This is a genomic window from Shewanella sp. SM32 (assembly GCF_025654235.1).
Classification (GTDB): Bacteria; Pseudomonadota; Gammaproteobacteria; order Enterobacterales; family Shewanellaceae; genus Shewanella; species Shewanella oncorhynchi.
Genome location: NZ_JAKKRO010000002.1, coordinates 53,560 through 71,326, shown reverse-complemented (window position 1 = coordinate 71,326; position 17,767 = coordinate 53,560). Strand labels below are relative to the sequence as shown.

General features: G+C 47.0%; 16 protein-coding genes and 1 other annotated feature. Of the genes, 9 read left to right on the top strand and 7 right to left on the bottom strand.

Annotation, left to right across the window (positions count from 1 at the left end; all coding sequences use genetic code 11):
• Positions 1-117: 117 nt before the first annotated feature.
• Genes trpCF through L5M10_RS01210 form a run of 4 tightly spaced genes read right to left on the bottom strand, consistent with a single transcriptional unit; the run spans position 118 to position 4,946 of the window.
• Entirely contained in the window at positions 118-1,596 is a 1,479-nt protein-coding gene (gene trpCF / locus L5M10_RS01225; RefSeq protein ID WP_263254692.1) for a bifunctional indole-3-glycerol-phosphate synthase TrpC/phosphoribosylanthranilate isomerase TrpF, read from the bottom strand.
• A gap of 6 nt (positions 1,597-1,602) precedes the next feature.
• The gene (gene trpD / locus L5M10_RS01220) at positions 1,603-2,649 is read right to left on the bottom strand and encodes an anthranilate phosphoribosyltransferase (protein ID WP_263254691.1); all 1,047 of its coding nucleotides are present in this window, start codon (positions 2,647-2,649) and stop codon (positions 1,603-1,605) included.
• Complete coding sequence (locus L5M10_RS01215; RefSeq protein WP_173496376.1) at positions 2,646-3,248, bottom strand: aminodeoxychorismate/anthranilate synthase component II; 603 nt, start codon at positions 3,246-3,248, stop codon at positions 2,646-2,648. Before L5M10_RS01215 ends, trpD begins: the two co-directional genes overlap by 4 nt.
• A 9-nt stretch (positions 3,249-3,257) precedes the next feature.
• The gene (locus L5M10_RS01210) at positions 3,258-4,946 is read right to left on the bottom strand and encodes an anthranilate synthase component 1 (protein WP_263254738.1); all 1,689 of its coding nucleotides are present in this window, start codon (positions 4,944-4,946) and stop codon (positions 3,258-3,260) included.
• Positions 4,947-5,044: 98 nt separating this feature from the next.
• Positions 5,045-5,152: a sequence feature (Trp leader region), on the bottom strand.
• 211 nt (positions 5,153-5,363) lie between these two features.
• Between L5M10_RS01210 and rnm the strand changes: the two genes are divergently transcribed.
• The 6 genes from rnm (at position 5,364) to L5M10_RS01180 (ending at position 10,325) form a co-directional block, all read left to right on the top strand.
• On the top strand, positions 5,364-6,224 hold the full coding sequence (gene rnm, locus L5M10_RS01205; RefSeq protein WP_113940744.1) for an RNase RNM: 861 nt from the start codon (positions 5,364-5,366) through the stop codon (positions 6,222-6,224).
• Positions 6,221-6,841 carry an L-threonylcarbamoyladenylate synthase gene (locus tag L5M10_RS01200; protein WP_028760994.1) on the top strand — a complete coding sequence of 207 codons (621 nt, stop codon included), beginning with the start codon at positions 6,221-6,223 and terminating at the stop codon, positions 6,839-6,841. The genes rnm and L5M10_RS01200 overlap by 4 nt, the downstream gene beginning before the upstream one ends.
• A gap of 159 nt (positions 6,842-7,000) precedes the next feature.
• Complete coding sequence (locus L5M10_RS01195; protein ID WP_105252121.1) at positions 7,001-7,789, top strand: segregation and condensation protein A; 789 nt, start codon at positions 7,001-7,003, stop codon at positions 7,787-7,789.
• 3 nt (positions 7,790-7,792) lie between these two features.
• Positions 7,793-8,386, top strand: coding sequence for an SMC-Scp complex subunit ScpB (gene scpB, locus L5M10_RS01190; protein ID WP_263139034.1), 594 nt, complete (start codon positions 7,793-7,795; stop codon positions 8,384-8,386).
• Positions 8,383-9,258, top strand: coding sequence for a 23S rRNA pseudouridine(2605) synthase RluB (gene rluB, locus L5M10_RS01185; RefSeq protein WP_028760991.1), 876 nt, complete (start codon positions 8,383-8,385; stop codon positions 9,256-9,258). The genes scpB and rluB overlap by 4 nt, the downstream gene beginning before the upstream one ends.
• Positions 9,259-9,359: 101 nt before the next feature.
• Positions 9,360-10,325 carry a hypothetical protein gene (locus L5M10_RS01180; protein ID WP_028760990.1) on the top strand — a complete coding sequence of 322 codons (966 nt, stop codon included), beginning with the start codon at positions 9,360-9,362 and terminating at the stop codon, positions 10,323-10,325.
• A 147-nt stretch (positions 10,326-10,472) separates the two neighbouring features.
• Here the strand turns inward: L5M10_RS01180 and L5M10_RS01175 are convergent, their stop codons facing one another.
• Positions 10,473-11,210 (bottom strand): YciK family oxidoreductase, encoded by a 738-nt coding sequence (locus L5M10_RS01175; protein WP_105252124.1) that lies wholly within the window; start codon positions 11,208-11,210, stop codon positions 10,473-10,475.
• Between the two features lie 262 nt (positions 11,211-11,472).
• On the opposite strand from L5M10_RS01175, the gene L5M10_RS01170 reads away from it, so the two are divergent.
• Together L5M10_RS01170 and sohB are read left to right on the top strand one after the other, a co-directional pair.
• The gene (locus L5M10_RS01170; protein WP_198572806.1) at positions 11,473-13,956 is read left to right on the top strand and encodes a VolA/Pla-1 family phospholipase; all 2,484 of its coding nucleotides are present in this window, start codon (positions 11,473-11,475) and stop codon (positions 13,954-13,956) included.
• A 111-nt stretch (positions 13,957-14,067) separates the two neighbouring features.
• Complete coding sequence (sohB, locus tag L5M10_RS01165; RefSeq protein ID WP_198572807.1) at positions 14,068-15,084, top strand: protease SohB; 1,017 nt, start codon at positions 14,068-14,070, stop codon at positions 15,082-15,084.
• An 87-nt stretch (positions 15,085-15,171) separates the two neighbouring features.
• Here sohB and L5M10_RS01160 read toward each other — a convergent pair whose 3' ends face one another.
• Both L5M10_RS01160 and L5M10_RS01155 read right to left on the bottom strand, forming a co-directional pair.
• Complete coding sequence (locus tag L5M10_RS01160; protein WP_028760986.1) at positions 15,172-16,239, bottom strand: DUF3083 family protein; 1,068 nt, start codon at positions 16,237-16,239, stop codon at positions 15,172-15,174.
• 145 nt (positions 16,240-16,384) lie between these two features.
• Positions 16,385-16,984, bottom strand: coding sequence for an arylesterase (locus tag L5M10_RS01155; protein WP_263254690.1), 600 nt, complete (start codon positions 16,982-16,984; stop codon positions 16,385-16,387).
• A gap of 52 nt (positions 16,985-17,036) precedes the next feature.
• On the opposite strand from L5M10_RS01155, the gene L5M10_RS01150 reads away from it, so the two are divergent.
• A complete protein-coding gene (locus L5M10_RS01150) occupies positions 17,037-17,765 on the top strand; it encodes an ABC transporter ATP-binding protein (RefSeq protein WP_028760984.1) in 729 nt (242 codons plus the stop codon).
• Positions 17,766-17,767 lie beyond the last annotated feature (2 nt).

Below are 17,767 nucleotides of genomic sequence, written 5' to 3'. Positions count from 1 at the left end.
GGGGTTAACCGTATCGTTATCTATTTGGCCACTGGCATTAATAGGTTCATATTTTTGTCGAGCATCACGCTTGTCGAGCACCAACTGCATCTAGGGCTTCTTGCTTAGCGCGATAGGCTAGAGACGTAAATGGGTAAAAGCCGTTTGGATCAGTTGCGCCGATTTAATTCCTGCGGCGGTTTCTAGGCCAGAATTAAAATCTAAACCGTAAAATCCTTGGGCATTGGCACTGGCCGCATTGTCGGCGTTGAGTCCGCCCGCCAACATGGCATGGGCTTTTTGTGGGCAGAGGGATTTCGCATCAATGCTTTGCCAATTAAAGGCTTGGCCCGAGCCGCCAAATTGGTCTGCCGTTTTACTATCAAAGAGATATCGCGATGCTCCCTGAGGTAAGTTACCAAGCTCACCCGTTTGCGCATCGACGCTGACGGCTTTCCAAATTTGAGTAGTGAGTCCCGCTTGCTCAAGTCGCTCTGCGAGTTGTGCGATTTCAAGTTCAGTTTCAGTGCCATGCAGCTGTACGGCAGATAACTGCAAACTGGCTGCGGTATCCGTAATGGTGCTTGGCGCGGCATTAACAAACACACCGACGAATTCAATGGCGGGAGCCGCGGATGCGCGATATTCCCTGAGCAATTGTTCAGCGGCGTTAAGGGTTAACGCGCGCGGGGATTTTTCTGCAAAAATCAGCCCGGCGTAGACGGCGCCTGCCGTTGCTGCGGCGCGAATATCTTCCATGCGGGTGAGGCCGCAGACTTTATTGTGACCGAAGATCAATTTACGGCAGGCTAAGTCGATATCAGCCTCGGCCATTATCGAACTACCGACGAGGAAACCATCAACCAGTGGACTCAGGCGGCGTACTTGCTCATTGTTGTAGATGCCTGATTCGCTGATCACCACGCGGTCGCTGCCAATGTGTGGCGCTAGCGTTTCTGTGGTGGCGAGATCGGTACTTAAATCCCTTAAGTTACGGTTATTGATCCCAATAATCGGCGCATCTAATGCGATGGCGCGTTTAAGTTCTTCTTCGTTACTGACTTCAGTCAGCACATCGAGTTGATACTTAGCGGCTTCTTTCGCTAGGCGGTGATATTGTGCATCATCGAGTACGGACAGCATTAACAGAATGGCATCGGCGCCTTGGTGGGCGGCGAGTTTAATTTGGTATTCATCGACAAAAAAATCTTTGCACAGAATAGGTAGGTTCACCCGAGCGCGTACCTTAGGGATATAGTCCATATCCCCTTGGAAAAACTGCTCGTCGGTTAATACTGAAATGCCCGCCGCATATTTTCCGTAAATATCGGCAATGGCTTCTACATCAAAAACATCGCGGATAAGCCCTTTAGAGGGGCTGGCTTTTTTACATTCTAAAATGTAACCCGCCTTGGGCGCCTTGAGTGCGGCAAATAAACTGCGGTCAGAGATTTTTGGCGACAAGCTTGCCTCGGGGAAACGCAGCTTCAGGGCGGCAATATGGGCCGCTTTGGTATCGACTATACGGGTTAACACATTACTTTTTGGCATAGGGTTTGTTTCTGCCTGTGGCTGAGTTCTCATATCTTGGCTATTTGTTATCAGTTCTTGAGTCATTGCCACTTATTCCTTTGTTTCACTGCTGACTTTAGCTAATTGGCTTAACAATTCAAAGGCTTTACCGCTTTGTATGGTACTGAGCGCAAGTAAGGTTCCCGTTTTCACTGAATCTGCAATTCCACACACATATAAAGCACAACCGGCATTGATGGCGACTGCATTGGCATGCGCATCTGTGCCACAACCTTTTAAAATTGCCTCGGTGATCAAGGCATTCTGCGCGGGTTCGCCGCCTTCTAAGTCACTGATTTGTGCTAAAGGCACACCTAAATCGGCGGGCGTGAGTTGATACTCTATGATGTCGCCGTCTTTTAATTCGGCCACTTGGGTGTTGCCGTGCAGCGCGACTTCATCTAAACCACTGCCGTGCACTACCATAGCGCGTTTTGTGCCAAGCGCCTTTAATACTTTCGCTATCGGTAAGACTAACTCAGGGCTATAAACGCCAAGTAACATAAATTCGGGGCGGGCGGGATTAATTAGTGGCCCTAACACATTGAATAAAGTGCGCGTTTTCAGTGCTTGCCTGACCGGCCCTGCATGCTTTACTCCGCCGTGGTAGTGGGGCGCAAATAAAAAGCACAGGTTCAATGCGTCGAGGCAATGACTGGCGGTGTCTGGTGACATCGTTAAGTCGATACCAAACTGCGCCAAAAGATCCGATGAACCCGATTTACTCGACACGCTACGATTGCCGTGTTTGGCGACCTTGGCGCCCGCCGCCGCGGCAACAAAGGCCGCAGTGGTGGAAATATTAATGGTATTAAAGCCATCGCCACCGGTGCCAACTATGTCAACGATGCCATTGCTAAGGTTATCGCCATTCGAGTAGGGAAACGTCTTGGCGGCGGCGCGCATCGCATCGGCGGCGCCGCTGATTTCATCAATGGTTTCGCCGCGCATCTTGAGCGCGACTAACATGCCAGCCATAGTGGCTTCACTCATTTCACCGCGAATTAACGCGCTAAAAATCTCAAAGGTGTGCTCGCGACTTAAACTCTTACCTTGGTATAAAAGGTCGAGTAAAGGCTGAATATTGTTTGTACTCATGCATTTACTCCTACTGTCATGTCTTGGGTCAGAAATGCCAAGGTTTGAATGAGCAGTGTGCTGCCCAACGTCGTCAGAATTGATTCTGGGTGGAACTGAAACCCAACGGCTTTATGCTCAGGGTGCAAAATCGCCATAGGCATATCTTCAGTGGTTGCGATCACTTGCAGGCAATCCGGCACTTGAGTGGCGACGAGACTGTGATAGCGGGCAACGGGCAGGGGAGAGGGCAAACTGGCAAATACGCCAGTACCGTCATGGAAAGTCGGGCTTGCCTTGCCGTGTACCACAAAAGGTGCGCGTGCCACTGTGCCGCCGTAATATTCCACCATGGCTTGATGCCCAAGGCAGATACCCAGCATAGGCACCTTACCCGCAACTTTGGCGATAAGTGCCATCATAGAACCTGCCTCATGGGGTGCACCTGGTCCTGGTGATAACACGAGGGCTGCAGGCTCTTGTTCGTTAAGCAGTTTTTCAGCGATATAATCGGCGGCAACATCGTTGCGGTAAATCACCACTTCACAGCCAAGGCTGCGAAATTGATCCACTAAGTTATAGGTAAAGGAGTCAAAGTTATCGAGTAGATAGAGTTTCATGTTTGGCTCCTATTTATATTGTGCTGAAGAGGATTGTGCTGAAGAGGATTGTGCTGAAGTGGATTGGGCTGACGATTCATTCACTGGTGATTCAGTTACTAGCAGTCCAGCGCCCATTTTGATGGCCGAAATCACGGCTTGGGCTTTTTGACGGGTTTCATCAGCCTCGCTTTGGGGATCAGAATCAAATACCACGCCAGCGCCCGCTTGAATAAAGGCGGTACCATTTTTAACAAAGGCGGAGCGGATCACGATGCAAGTGTCCATGTCTCCAAGGGCATTAAGGTAACCCACAGCGCCGCCATAGCTGCCGCGACGGGCTTTTTCTGCTTGGCGTACCAGTTGTGATGCACGTACTTTTGGTGCGCCCACTAATGTGCCCATATTCATACAGGCCTGATAAGCATGCAGGGCATCTAAATCTTGGCGCAGTTGACCCGTTACACGGCTGACGAGGTGCATCACGTGGGAATAACGGTCAACTTTTAATAGTTCGGCGACTTTGCGGCTGCCGCTTTGGCTGATGCGTGCGATATCGTTGCGAGCTAAATCGACCAGCATTAAGTGTTCCGACAGTTCTTTTTTATCTAAACGCAGTTCAAGTTCAATACGGCTGTCTAAGTCAAAATCAATCTCGCCCGTGGCGGTTTTACCGCGTTTGCGGGTGCCTGCAATCGGGTAGACTTCTACCTGATTACTGCTGGCATCAAATTTGAGCGCACTTTCTGGTGAGGCACCAAAAAGCGTGAAATCTTGGCCTCTGAAATAAAACATATAAGGGCTAGGGTTAGTCAGGCGCAGGGCACGATAAGCCCCTAAAGTATTCGGGCAAGGCAAACTAAAGCTACGGGATGGCACTACTTGGAAAATATCGCCCGCAATAATGTGTTCTTTCAAATCGATAATGGTTTGTTTAAACACCTCATCGGAAATATTGACTTGCTCAGTTGCGTCGATGGCGACCAGTGTCGGTATATCAGCAGGTGAATTACCCAGAGTTTTACATTGTGTGCTTAACTGCTGAACTCGCTCGCTTAGCGCTGCGGTAATGGCGGCATACTGGTCGGAATCGCCACTAAAATTATGGGTAATGATGTCAGCTTGTTTCAGTTTATGGTCAATAAGGATTAAGGTTTCAGCGAGGTAAAATAAGTAATCAGGGCAATCGTTATCGCGGTTCGGTACGGCTGGCAGCGGTTCGACGGTATCAATCAAGTCGTATGCCAGCACGCCACCTAAAAACAGATCCTCAAATGCGGGTTTAGTCTGGCTGCCAGTATGAGCGCCACAATCAATCTGCTGGATAAACATCCGCAGACCATCGAGTGGCGAGGTCGATTTTAAGCGTGCATCTTCATCCTGCAGCTGAGTGTCTTTTTGCAATGTCACCACTAAGGTCAAGTTATCTCGGGCCACATTGACAGCAGTACTGAAAAAGAGCGCGATGGGAGCAAGTAAGCTCGCGCCATTGTCGGTCAGTGCGGTGAAGGTCAGCTGATAACCGTCACAGCGGATCATCATGGCGGCATGGGTCATCACCATGCTTTTTAAGTGATCTTTACTGTCGATTTCGGCCGATTCGAGCAACATAGTATGGGGCGCATCTTGTGTGATGTGCTGATATAAGCGTAGTGGATCGCTGTGGTAGGTTAATGCCGCCTTGAGTGTGCTTGAGCGTGCGAATGTCTGTTTGGGCATGTTCATATTCCAGCTACCTTATAAAATGTCTTTAACATCATGAGTTATCTCGCTTTCTTAATTTTTTTACCCGAGTCTGCCGACATTTTTCGCACCTAACAAAAAAGCCCGCATTTCTGCGGGCTTCTTGTTGATTCTGGTCACTTTCAAATGAGCACAGAGCTTCACACCACCCGCTACGTTGGGAAGTGCCACCACCAAATGATGTTTAATGAAGCGTTAATGTGTGTCATTCAAAAGGGTCTCGCTAATTCAGTCAATTGGTGTATAGAAAACCTTAGCTGGAGCTGAATGTCAATTGAATATTTTTCACTTTCTGCGATTTATTCGCTGCAATGATGCATAAAATTGATGTTACTCAGCCACAAAATACGAGATAGCAGCGCATTTGTTAACAAGTTCGCGTACAATAGCGCCATGAATACTCAAAGCATATTGGCTGATCTACATAGCCACACGACCGCGTCCGATGGTCAGTTAACGCCGTCTGAATTGGTGGCAAGAGCCCTTGAAAAGGGTGTGCAGTTATTTGCCATTACCGATCACGACACAGTGGCTGGTTTACCTGAAGCCCGTGCCTTTAATCAGGCTCAAGCTACTCCATTGAAATTGATTTCTGGCGTGGAAATCTCTACTCGCTGGAACAGTTACGATATCCACATAGTGGCGCTTAACTTCGATGCTGATAATCCAGCGTTATTAGCATTTTTAGAAAACCAGCGTGAATTACGTGAATTACGTGCTCAAGAAATTGGCCATAGATTAGCTAAAGCCGGCATTGAAGGTGCCTACGAAGGTGCTAAGGCGTTGGCGGGTGATGCGGCATTGAGCCGTGGACATTACGCTCGCTGGATGGCTGAAAATGGTCATGCTGTGGATATGCCCAGCGTCTTTAAACGCTACCTTGCACGCGGTAAAACCGGTTATGTGCCTAATAATTGGGGTGATATGGCCAGTGCCATTGATATCATCCATAACGCAGGTGGATTAGCCGTGTTGGCGCATCCCAGTGGTTATAAGTTATCGGCTAAGTGGCTTAAGCGCTTAGTGCGTGAATTTAAAGAAGCGGGTGGAGATGCCATGGAAGTGGTGCTTGGCCAGCAAACGTTAGACGACAGGGCCAATCTTGTGGCGCTGAGTGTCCAAAACCAGTTGCTCGCATCGATAGGGAGTGATTTTCACTTTCCGAGCAGTTGGATAGAATTAGGTAAAAATCTGTATCAGCCCCAAGGTATTGATTGGGTCTGGCAATCGGAATCTTGGATGGAACGACCATGAGTCAGTTTTTTTATGTACATGAAGTAAATCCGCAAACGCGGCTTATTAGTCAGGCGGTCGCCGTATTGAAAAGCGGCGGTGTGATTGTTTATCCCACCGATTCGGGCTATGCCTTAGGCTGCTTGATTGGTGAGAAAGACGCTATGACGCGGATGGCGAGAATTCGTCAAATTGAGAACGATCATAACTTTTCCTTGATGTGCCGTGATTTATCCGAACTTGCGACTTACGCTAAAGTGGATAATCAGGCGTATCGCATCCTAAAAAGTTGCACGCCTGGGCCTTATACGTTCATTTTCAAAGCGACTAAAGAAGTACCGCGTCGCTTACAAAATGACAAGAAAAAGACCATAGGTATTCGTGTGCCCGACAATGTGATCGCACTGGCGTTACTTGAAGCCTTAGATGCGCCGCTGATGTCGACCAGTTTAGTGATGCCGAATGCAGAATTTGCCGAGTCTGATCCTGAACAAATTCGTGATTTGCTCGAGCATCAAGTGGATGTGATTATCCACGGTGGTTATTTAGGCGAAAAGCCAACGACTGTGATTGATATGTCTGAAGATGGCGCCGAGATTTTACGTGAAGGCGCGGGTGATATCACGCCGTTCCTCTAAATCTGCCGCATTAGATTTATCGCTAATGGATGCGGGTAAGTGATTCGGATAGTGGTAGTCAACATTTGGCAGTTTTATCGCCGTAGATTTACAGGTATAATCGCGCGTTTGGCGTTAGCCTAGGTTGGATAGCGCAGTGTTAACGGAGCAAGATAGCGGATGCAGGGCACGCAACAAAGTTTACCCTTAGCCGTTATTCGTGGTCAGGCAATGACCGAAATGCCGCTGGATTTGTTTATTCCGCCTGAGGCATTAGAAGTATTCCTCGAGTCCTTTGAAGGGCCATTGGATTTACTTTTATATTTGATCCGTAAGCAAAAATTAGACGTTGTCGATTTACCCATTCAGCAAATCACCGCGCAGTATTTAGAATATATTACGTTGCTGACTCAGGCTAGAATCGAACTTGCCGCTGATTACTTAGTGATGGCGGCAACGCTTGCCGAGATTAAATCCCGTTTGCTGCTGCCGCGTATGGTGGCCGAAGATGAGGTTGAGGAAGATCCTCGGGCGCAATTGATCCGTCAGTTGAAAGCCTATGAAGTGATTAAAGAAGCGTCGCAAAAACTCGATGATTTACCGCGGCTCGAGCGGGATGTATTTCAAGCCAAAGCAGTGGCAGCACCCGACATTAAGCCGTTAATGATCCCGCCAGAAGTTTCGTTGTTTGAAATTGCCCGCGCCTTTGGTGATGTACTCAAACGTATCGATGCCTATGAAGATCATCATGTTAAGCGTGAACAGTTATCGACCCGTGAGCGCATGAGCCAGATTTTAGCCATGTTGAACTCGGAAGATTTTACGGCATTTGAACGTTTATTTACCCTAGAAGAAGGCCGTGCCGGCGTGGTAGTCACCTTCTTAGCTTTGATGGAATTAGTCAAAGAATTATTGGTCGAATTGTACCAAACAGAGCCGTTTTCAACTATTTACGTTAAGGCCTATTAATTGATGCAGATAAATCCGACTCAATTAAAACAGCTTATTGAAGCGAGTTTGTTTGTATTGGGGAAACCCTTGTCGGCGAAAATGTTGAAAGACACTGTATTGGTGGATTTCACGGTTTCTAGAGACAAAATAAAAGCTGCATTGGATGAGCTGCAGCAGGATTATCAAGACAGAGGTGTGCAACTTGTGAAAGTCGCTGGAGGTTATCGCTTCCAGACCTTAGAAGTCTTGAGTCCTTTTTTGCAGCCTCTGTGGCAAGAAAAGGCGCCTAAATATTCGCGTGCGACATTAGAAACCTTGGCGGTGATTGCTTATCGTCAACCTGTGACTCGCGGCGATATTGAGCAGGTGCGCGGTGTGGCCATTAGTAGTCACATCATAAAAAGTTTGTCAGATAGACATTGGATTAAAGTAGTTGGCCATAAAGAAGTACCGGGGCGACCCGCGTTATATGCCACTACCTTAGAATTTTTAGCATATTTTGGCTTAGATACCTTAGCGGATTTACCGCCGTTGTCGGATACTGAGTCATTGCAGGCGGTTTTTTCAGGTTTGAAATCAACGCCAGAACAGTCAGAAGAGCAAAATACTAAATGAGTGAAAAATTGCAGAAAGTCTTGGCCCGTGCAGGCCATGGCTCCCGTCGTGAGATGGAGGCATGGATTGCTGCAGGCCGAGTTAGTATTGATGGTGAAATTGCTAGCCTTGGGGATCGTATTGAAGCTGATGCTAAAGTGCGTATCGATGGCAGAGCCATTTCGTTAAAGTCTGCCGAAGATGTGATTTGCCGTGTGCTGGCATATCATAAACCTGAAGGCGAAATTTGTAGTCGTAAAGATCCTGAAGGCCGTCCAACGGTATTCGATCGCTTACCTAAAGTGCGTGATTCACGCTGGGTAGCGGTTGGTCGTTTAGACATTAACACCTCAGGCTTATTGTTGTTTACGTCAGATGGTGAGTTGGCGAACCGTTTAATGCATCCATCGAACGAAGTCGACCGCGAATACGCAGTGCGTACCTTTGGTGAAATCCCTGAGGCGACAGTGCAACGTTTACGTACTGGCGTCATGTTAGAAGACGGCCCTGCGCAGTTTGATAGCATCAAACCAGCGGGCGGCGAAGGCATGAACCAGTGGTGGCATGTGTGTTTACGCGAAGGTCGCAACCGTGAAGTGCGCCGTTTGTGGGAATCCCAAGAAGTGCAAGTGAGCCGTTTGATCCGTATTCGTTATGGTATGGTCGAACTGCCAAAATCACTGCCTCGTGGTGGCTGGGTTGAATTGCCCGTAGAGCAAGTTAACTACTTGCGTAAGCTGGCAGGTCTTGAGCCCGAAACTCGTACTATGCTCGCCGCTGATAAACACAGCGTAGCCCGTGCTCAGGTGAAGAGTGCTAAAATTCGCCGCGCCGTACGTAAGCATAAAGTAACCGGATCGGGAAAACCTAAGCCATCGCGTCAGCGCAGCTAAGTTGTTTTATCCCAATGAAAAAGGCCGCTAAGCGGCCTTTTTGCTTTCTGTTATTTGCAGCTATGTTATAACAAGTCTCAGTTGGATTGAGGAGTGAATGGATGAAGCTAATTTCAGTGAAACGGATTTGGGAACACGCTGCCCATAATGCGTTTACCGATTTAATCACGTTTCAGGGGGCACTGTTTTGCGTTTTCCGTGAAGGGACTGCCCATGTGTCACCCGATGGTGCGCTACGAATTCTACGCTCAGCGGATTTAGGCGACACTTGGCAGAGCGTGGCGCTGATCCGTTCGGATGAGGCGGATTTACGCGATGGCAAACTGATTGAGTATCAAGGGGAATTACTCTTACTCGGCGGCGGGACTTTACACGATAAGTCCGGCTTACAATCACATCTTTGGCGCTCAGCCAATGGGCTAGCGTGGTCGGATGCGTTAAAAGTCGCTGATAAAGGCTATTGGTTATGGCGCTTAACCGAGCATCAAAATGCACTCTATGGCGTGGGTTATCGCGCTGGGCCTGATGGCGATACTCGCTTGTATAAAAGTGATGATGGGGTGCAGTTTGAGACTTGGTTAAAGGTGTTTAATAATCAAGGTTATGTCAACGAAACTGCCATTGTTTTTCATCAAGAAAACGGCTTTTGTCTATTGAGGCGCGATCCCGTATGGGGCCCAGAATTTGTCGGTTTACTCGGCCGCAGTCAAATGCCATTCACTGATTGGCAATGGCAAGAACTCGATAAGCGCATTGGTGGGCCAGTGATGTTAATGTATCAATCCCGTTTGTTGGCTGTAGTGCGTTTATACGATGAGCAAGTTCGCACGGCTTTAGTTGAAATTCATCCAGATACTGGCGTGGTTCAAGAACTACTGACACTGCCATCGAAGGGCGATACTAGTTATGCGGGCGTTGTTATTGATGGAAATGAGTTGTGGGTAAGTTATTACTCCAGCCATGAGTTAGCTGACTCACAGCTGGATACGCAAAATTCGCTTGATGAATCAAACAGAGTCGCCAAAGCTAAAACGATGATTTATTTTGCAAAAATTCAGTTAAGCTAAGATTGGCGGTGCGCTATCTTTGTCGTACTTAATGTCATCGACAAAGTTCTGGGTTTCATTTTGAGAATATCTAAAATAATAAAGAGCCATAAATAGGCCCTTTAATATTGCCGAATCATACCGACAGAAACTCAATAAGCGATTCGATTACTGTGCGTTAAACTGCTGTCCGTTGACGGCACTAGAATCTTGACCCATCAAATATAGATAGGTCGGCATGATCTCTTCAGCGGTTTTGAGATCCAGTGGATTCTCTGCAGGGTAGGCTTTAGCGCGCATCTCAGTGCGGGTAGCTCCTGGATTGATGCTGTTAACTCGAACTGAGGTGCCATCGCATTCATGGGCGAGAACTTGCATCATGCCTTCGGTGGCAAACTTAGAGAAAGCATAAGGTCCCCAATAGGCTCGGCCTTGACGACCCACACTGCTCGACGTAAAGATAATCGATGCACTGGGTGCTTGGCGCATCACAGGTAGTAATGCTTTAGTTAGCATGACTTGGGCCGTGACGTTCACTTTGAGCACGTCTTCGAGTGATGGAATATCTATGTGTTCAAACGGACCTAAGGCACCGAGTAAGCTAGCGTTATGTAATAAGCCGTCTAAATGATCGAATTGCTCGGCTATGGTATCGGCCATATCGCGATAATTTTGTTCCGTTGCGCCCTTAAGATCCAATGGCACTATGGCAGGTTTGGGATAACCGGCTTGTTCTATTACGTCGTAAACTGCTTCCAATTTTTTCACTGTTTTACCAAGTAAAATCACAGTGGCGCCGTGTTTTGCAAACTCAATGGCGGCGGTACGGCCTATGCCAGCACCAGCGCCTGTGACTAAAATCGTCTTGCCCTTGAGTAAATCTTTTGCTGCTTGATATTCCAACATGAGTCTCTTTTTCCTCTTGGCGAGAATGCCCGCCACTTCTAGAGTCGCCGAAGTGATAAACGCATGTTTCAAACAAATGAATGAAACTTTGTTATCAATAGCTAAAATCTTTGTGACAAACTTGTGGCTAACTCAATATTTTTACGTTAACTTGAAATGAGTTAGGGGCTAACATAAGCCCTATTGGTCACAGATCTAAAAGCTATTGTGACTAATTTCTTGGGGAAAACAAAACTATTACAACAAGATTTGGGGAAAAAAGATGAAAAGACTCATTTTGGGTGTTGCGATTGCATCTGCACTGGGCCTCACAGGATGTGGTGAGGACAGTTTTAATGAACTCAAGGATAAGACAGAAGTGCTCATCCCTGAATCGCACATGGTGTTCGACCCTGCTAATTCAAAAGTTCCATTACCGAATGATTTGCTGTTCAGTGGCACCAAAGATGGCACATTATCAATTCCGGGTGAAAGCTCGGGCAATTATGTTGATCCACAAATAGCGCTTGGGGCGTTAGATGGGTGGTCGACGACATCACCGATTTCTATTGATATCGATTTGGCGAAAAAACATGACGGTACACCGCTGACCTTAATGGCGGCATCGGTTGCGCAACCGGGTGCTGTCAGAATGTTTGAAGCCACAGTAGGCGGCGCATTATCATCTGATCCCGAATGTAAGGCTAAACCGTCAGTTTCAGCCTGTAAAGTGGGCGCTGAGTTGCAGTTTGGCGTTGACTTTATATCAACCGCTTCGGGCAAAAAAGTGGTGATAATTCCGCTTAAGCCACTCAAAGCCGGGCAATCTTATATTTATGCGACAACGAATCTTATTCAAGATTCTGAAGGTCGTGGTATCGCTCCTTCAACGACCTATGGTTTGTTGAAGCTGGATATCAATACGTTACCTTTAGAAACGCCAGATCAATTGATGCTGCAAACCTTAGTGAACAGTTATGAGAAAGGGATTGCTGCGGCCCATAAGGTCGATCCTTTAACCATCAGTTACTCTGGCTTATTTACCACTCAGTCTGTTGCTAACGTCTATGAAACCACCAAATTGCTGATGGCGAAGGGTGCTCCCTATGCACCAAGCTTTGCCCAGATGCCAACACCGACTGGATTGACTGTGGCTCAAGTGGCGGGCTTAACACCAGCTGCTGGAGCTGCCTATGTTGCCGCAAACTTGGCTGATGTGTATACGGCAAAAATTAAACTGCCTATTTACGGTGATTGTTCTTCAGTTGGTTGTTTATCCGCTGAAGGTAAACCATTAATTAATGGTCATTGGAAAGCACAAGGTGATAGCCCTGTCTCTGTGCTACTAGCACTGCAAGCGGGCACACTCAGCCAGAATAATTTTGGTATGCAAGCGGTGGCTAATGGTATTGCCAACCCTGCTGATGCTTTAGCTAATCCCTCGTTAATGGCGGGTAAAACATGGGTTTTAGACGATGGTACGGCAGTTGATAAAACCAAACATCTGACTAAATTCAATCCTATTCCAGCAATTAAAGGTTATGAAACAGTATCTGTGCTGATTTCTATGCCCAATGCAACGAAATTGGCCGCTTTTTATCAACAGCAAGGTCGTGAGTTTATTCCTCCTACATCTGGTTGGCCAACAACAATCGCACTGCATGGTTTAGGCGGCGGTAAAGAAATGTCATTGGCCTATGCCGGCACGTATGCAGCAATGGGGGTTGCGACTGTGGCTATTGATATGCCACTTCACGGTGCGCGTTCATTCGATGCTAACGGTGATGGTATTTATGAAGTCTCTGCGACAGATCCTGCCTTCGGTGCAGTTGTCGGTAAACCGGACGCCTTTAAAAATGGTAACCCGTTGGTGTTTGTGAATATTTCTAGCACTTTGTCGGTGCGAGATAATTTCCGTCAAGCGACGATGGACCATTTAGGGGTGCGTCTTGCTCTTACGGGCTTAGCACAGGGCTTAGCACAAGCAGGTCAGCCGCAAGTATTTGATGTGACTAAAATCAGTGCTCAAGGTCTGAGTTTAGGCGCCATTGTGGGCACCGATTTTGCGACCTATGCCAGCACAGGTATGAAGAATCCAGCAACCGGCGATGCCTTGCCAAATGCTTATGTTATCAATGCTGTATCCTTAGTTGCGCCAGCAGGTGGATTAGCAGGATCATTCGCAGGTTCTGCAACTTTTGGCCCAGTACTGTTTAGTAATATTACGGCATCTGCAACTTTCCAAGCACAGGTCGATGCGGCTAATACAGCAGGTTATGAGCCTGGTAGCCCTGAATATGCGGCACTGGTGCAGGCGGTATACGCACAGTTTATTCCGACGTTTGCCTTTGCGGTTCAAACAGCGGTAGATTCTGCAGATCCTGTTAACCATGCTGCTATGTTAAAAGCGACTGGCTTACCTGTGCACTTAATTGAAGTTGCGGGTGATGGTAACGGTAACTTAGCAGATCAAGTGCTGCCTAATCGCGTCGATAACTTCCCATTATCGGGCACTGAGCCGCTGATCGCTGCCATCGGGCTACCTTGTGCCGATAGCACGAGCAAAGGTCATGGCGTTGTGCGTTTCGCTAAAGGTCACCACAGTTCGATTGTTGATCCTAAAGAAAAGGAATCAACGGATGGTATGGCCGCGGCTGCCACGGTTGAAATGCAGACTCAAGTGGCAACCTATGCTGCTACTGCAGGTAAGGACGACGTGACGATTTTAGTGACAAACAGTGGGGTCATTGCGACTTGTCCTAACTAATCTTGCCTTAATCGGAAAAACCCAGCCTTTGCTGGGTTTTTTTATGGGCCTTTAGGCTGTTAGAATAGCACGCAATTGACTGAATGATGTAACGCCCTAACGGAGAACACTTTGGAATTTTTATACGAGTATGGAATGTTTTTGGCGAAAGCCGTCACAATAGTGGTCGCAATCGTTGCCGTTATTATTGTGGTGTTGGCTTCTACTGTAAAACACAAGTCAGATAAGGGCGAGCTGAGGATCACTAACTTGTCTGAAGAGTTAGAAGAACTTAAGCATGGCTTAAAAGAAGAACTTCTGTCAAAGAAACAATTCAAAGCCTATGAAAAGCAATTAAAAGCTGACGAAAAGGCAAAAGACAAAGCCGCAGATGAAGCCTGCACGGGCAAAGTGTTCGTGATTGATTTTAAGGGCAGTATCGATGCCGCTGAGGTTGCATCACTGCGTGAAGAAATCAGTGCAATTATCGCTATCGCAGAAAAAGGCGATGAAGTGGTTGTCAATGTAGAGAGTGGCGGTGGTATGGTGCATGGTTATGGTTTAGCCTCCAGCCAGTTAGATCGCTTACGTCAATCAGATATTCCATTGACTGTCTGTGTTGATAAAGTCGCCGCCAGTGGTGGCTATATGATGGCTTGTGTTGCGAATAAAATTTATGCTGCACCTTTTGCCATTGTCGGTTCTATTGGTGTTGTTGCTCAACTGCCTAACTTTAATCGCCTGCTGAAAAAGCATGAAATTGATTATGAGCAACATACGGCCGGTAATTTTAAGCGCACCTTGACAGTATTTGGTGAAAACTCCGATGAGGGAAGACAGAAGTTTCAAGAAGAACTCGAAGAAACCCACGTCTTATTTAAAGCGTTTGTTGGTAAGTATCGCCCTGAGTTGGATTTAGTGAAAGTCGCCACTGGCGAGCATTGGTACGGTCAGCAAGCCATTGAATTAGGTTTAGTTGATGCGATTTCGACCAGCGATGATGTGATAATGTCACTCGCCACAGAGCGTACTGTGTACAAGATACGTTATCAGGTGAGAAAGAAACTCGCTGATAAAATTGCCCACGGTGCCTCTTTGTCTGTGAACGCTATTTTCAATCGCCTCATAGAAAAAAATCGTCCTATGTAATTCTGTCTATTGGTGAATAAAAGTAAAAACGCCTGCATTTGCAGGCGTTTTCATTTGCTGAGCTTTCGCGGCTAATACCGAAGCGGGTTAGATTTGATAGCTGATATGTTGATGGAAACGTACGATGAGATCTTCACGCTCCGGATCGACACCTATGTCCGCAGCAAAGGCCTTCAGGGCTGTTTCAACATTGTTCATAAAGCGACCGAAACCCGAATCGTCACAGTCCTTAGTACCTGCCACTATGGTAAAGTGCGCGGCTTCGACCAAGTTATCGGCATCCCAGCGACGGATAACTTGTTGCTCAGTCGCATTAGGATCGAACCCTATCATTTGTACTTCGGCTTTGCTGTCGAGCTTTTCAAACTTACTGTTACGCACAAGCGGTGTTAAGCCGTTCGCTATCATAGCAAGGCGTGTCAGCTGTCTATTAGCTGCCGCTTTGAGGAAGCAGTCTTCAAGATGCTGATATAAAGGCGTAAAGTCAGTGGCTGAGTCAGGTAATAAACCCTGTTTGAGTTTGCGACTCAGCGGCAAGCTTACCGTCACATAGGTAAGAGAGCTAACGTTTTCTGGTAACTCACATTTTCTGGCTTTATATCTTGGGCCGATGGCGCGCAGTTTATAACCATAGGTTTCTTTATAGCCCTTAGCTTTTGCGAACAGATCATAGGATAAATGCTGATGGTCGCGGACCTTAACCTTAAGATCGCTTATTGGCATTAAGGGCATTAATTCAGTGAGCAACTCACGCACCTTGATATGGAAACTGGCGGAATTACTGCGAATATCGTCACCTGTGGCAAGAAACACAATGCGCAGTTTGCGGGCGCGATAGTTTTCTTGCGAGAATAAGTTTTGGGCTTCGTGGTAGGCTGGGTTATAAAAAAATAGAATTTGTTCAGTGGTTTGGAAGCAATATGCTTCGGTATGGTAACGCACTACTGGCAGTTTATCGTTAGTGATCACGTGAACATTACGGAGATCGTGTTGTTCTGCCAAATTAAATATCAAACGGCTTAAAGTTTGATAACAGCTTTGATAATCGGGATATTGATTGAGTAGCTCATCCGTCACCTTGATTTCGGCTGTGATGTATTGATTTGTACGGGCTTCCTTGGGTATGTACACTTTTTGCTGATGGCTAAGGGACATATTGACTCCTTGTTTGAGTTAACCATTTGCTAACACGAATTTTACTGTTTATCTATAGGGTTAATCTTGCGTTAGAACACGTTTTTATCCGTTGAGTATGAGTTTAGCTAAGTAAGCGGTTCGTTAGCTTAAAATAGCAGCTATTTTATTGGGTTAACGCATTTTCTATCCATGGTTGCATCCAAGCCGCAATCTGAGCTTGTGCCTTTTCGTTGGGATGAATGCCATCCCTTTGCATTAATTCTGGATGGGGCGCGATATCCTGCATAAAGAAGGGGATCAACACTATATCCTGGGTTTTAGATATGTCTTGATACACTTGGGTGAACTTTTGGGTATAGCGAGGGCCATAGTTAGGCGGTACCATGATCTCGGTCAGCAGCACTTTTGCGCCGCTATCTTTGGCTAGGGTAATGATTTGGATTAGATTATTTTCGAGTTGCGTTGGGGGGAATCCACGTAAACCATCATTACCTCCTAGCTCAACGACCACAAGATCGGGAGCAACAGCATCGAGCAAGGCGGGTAATCGGCGTAGGCCGCCCGCTGTGGTTTCGCCGCTCACTGAGCCATTGGTAAACTGATGTTCGGGCAGATTTTTTTGCAGTAGTGCTACCCAGCCTGACTGTTCTGCCATGCCGTAGCTAGCGCCTAAGCTATCGCCGAGGATCAGTATCTTTGCCGCGTGAGCGGGCGTGACCATGAGTACACTCAGTAGGATGAATGCCCCTAGGGTCTTCGCCATTGATTTTAATCTTAGCGATTGATACCAGAACGATTTATATAAGAAGGATCCTATGTCTAACGTCATCTTAAAAAACAGTGCCATTAATGTTGTTAACCTCGAAAAATCAGTGATTACTCAGGAAGGAACGCTCACTATCCTCAAGGGCATTAACTTAGATGTCAAGCAAGGTGAGAGTGTGGCCATTCTCGGCCCATCAGGTTCGGGCAAATCCACCTTATTGGGATTGCTTGCGGCGCTTGATACGCCTACGTCGGGGGAGATTTGGCTCGATGGTGTGGCATTATCACCACTGAATGAAGAGCAAAAAGCGGCACTGCGTAAACAGAAGGTCAGCTTTATTTTTCAATCCTTTATGTTAGTTGATACCTTAACTGCGCTCGAGAACGTCATGTTACCCGCCGAGCTTGCAGGCGTGAGCAATGCCAAGGAAAAAGCGCAGGCCATGTTGGTGCGGGTTGGTTTATCCCATCGCTTGACCCATTTACCCAAACAGCTTTCGGGTGGTGAACAGCAAAGGGTGGCGATTGCCCGCGCTTTTATCTGTGAGCCTACAGTTTTGTTTGCCGATGAACCAACTGGCAATTTAGACAGCGTCAACGGCCATAAGATTGCCGATATGTTGTTTGAGCTTAATCAAGAAAGCCATACAACCTTAGTCCTTGTTACCCATGATCTGCTGCTGGCCAAGCGGTGTGAGCGTCAACTAGTGATGGATAACGGCCATTTACAGGAAGATATCACTCAAACAGAACTGCTAGCTGATGTTAAGGAGGCTTAATA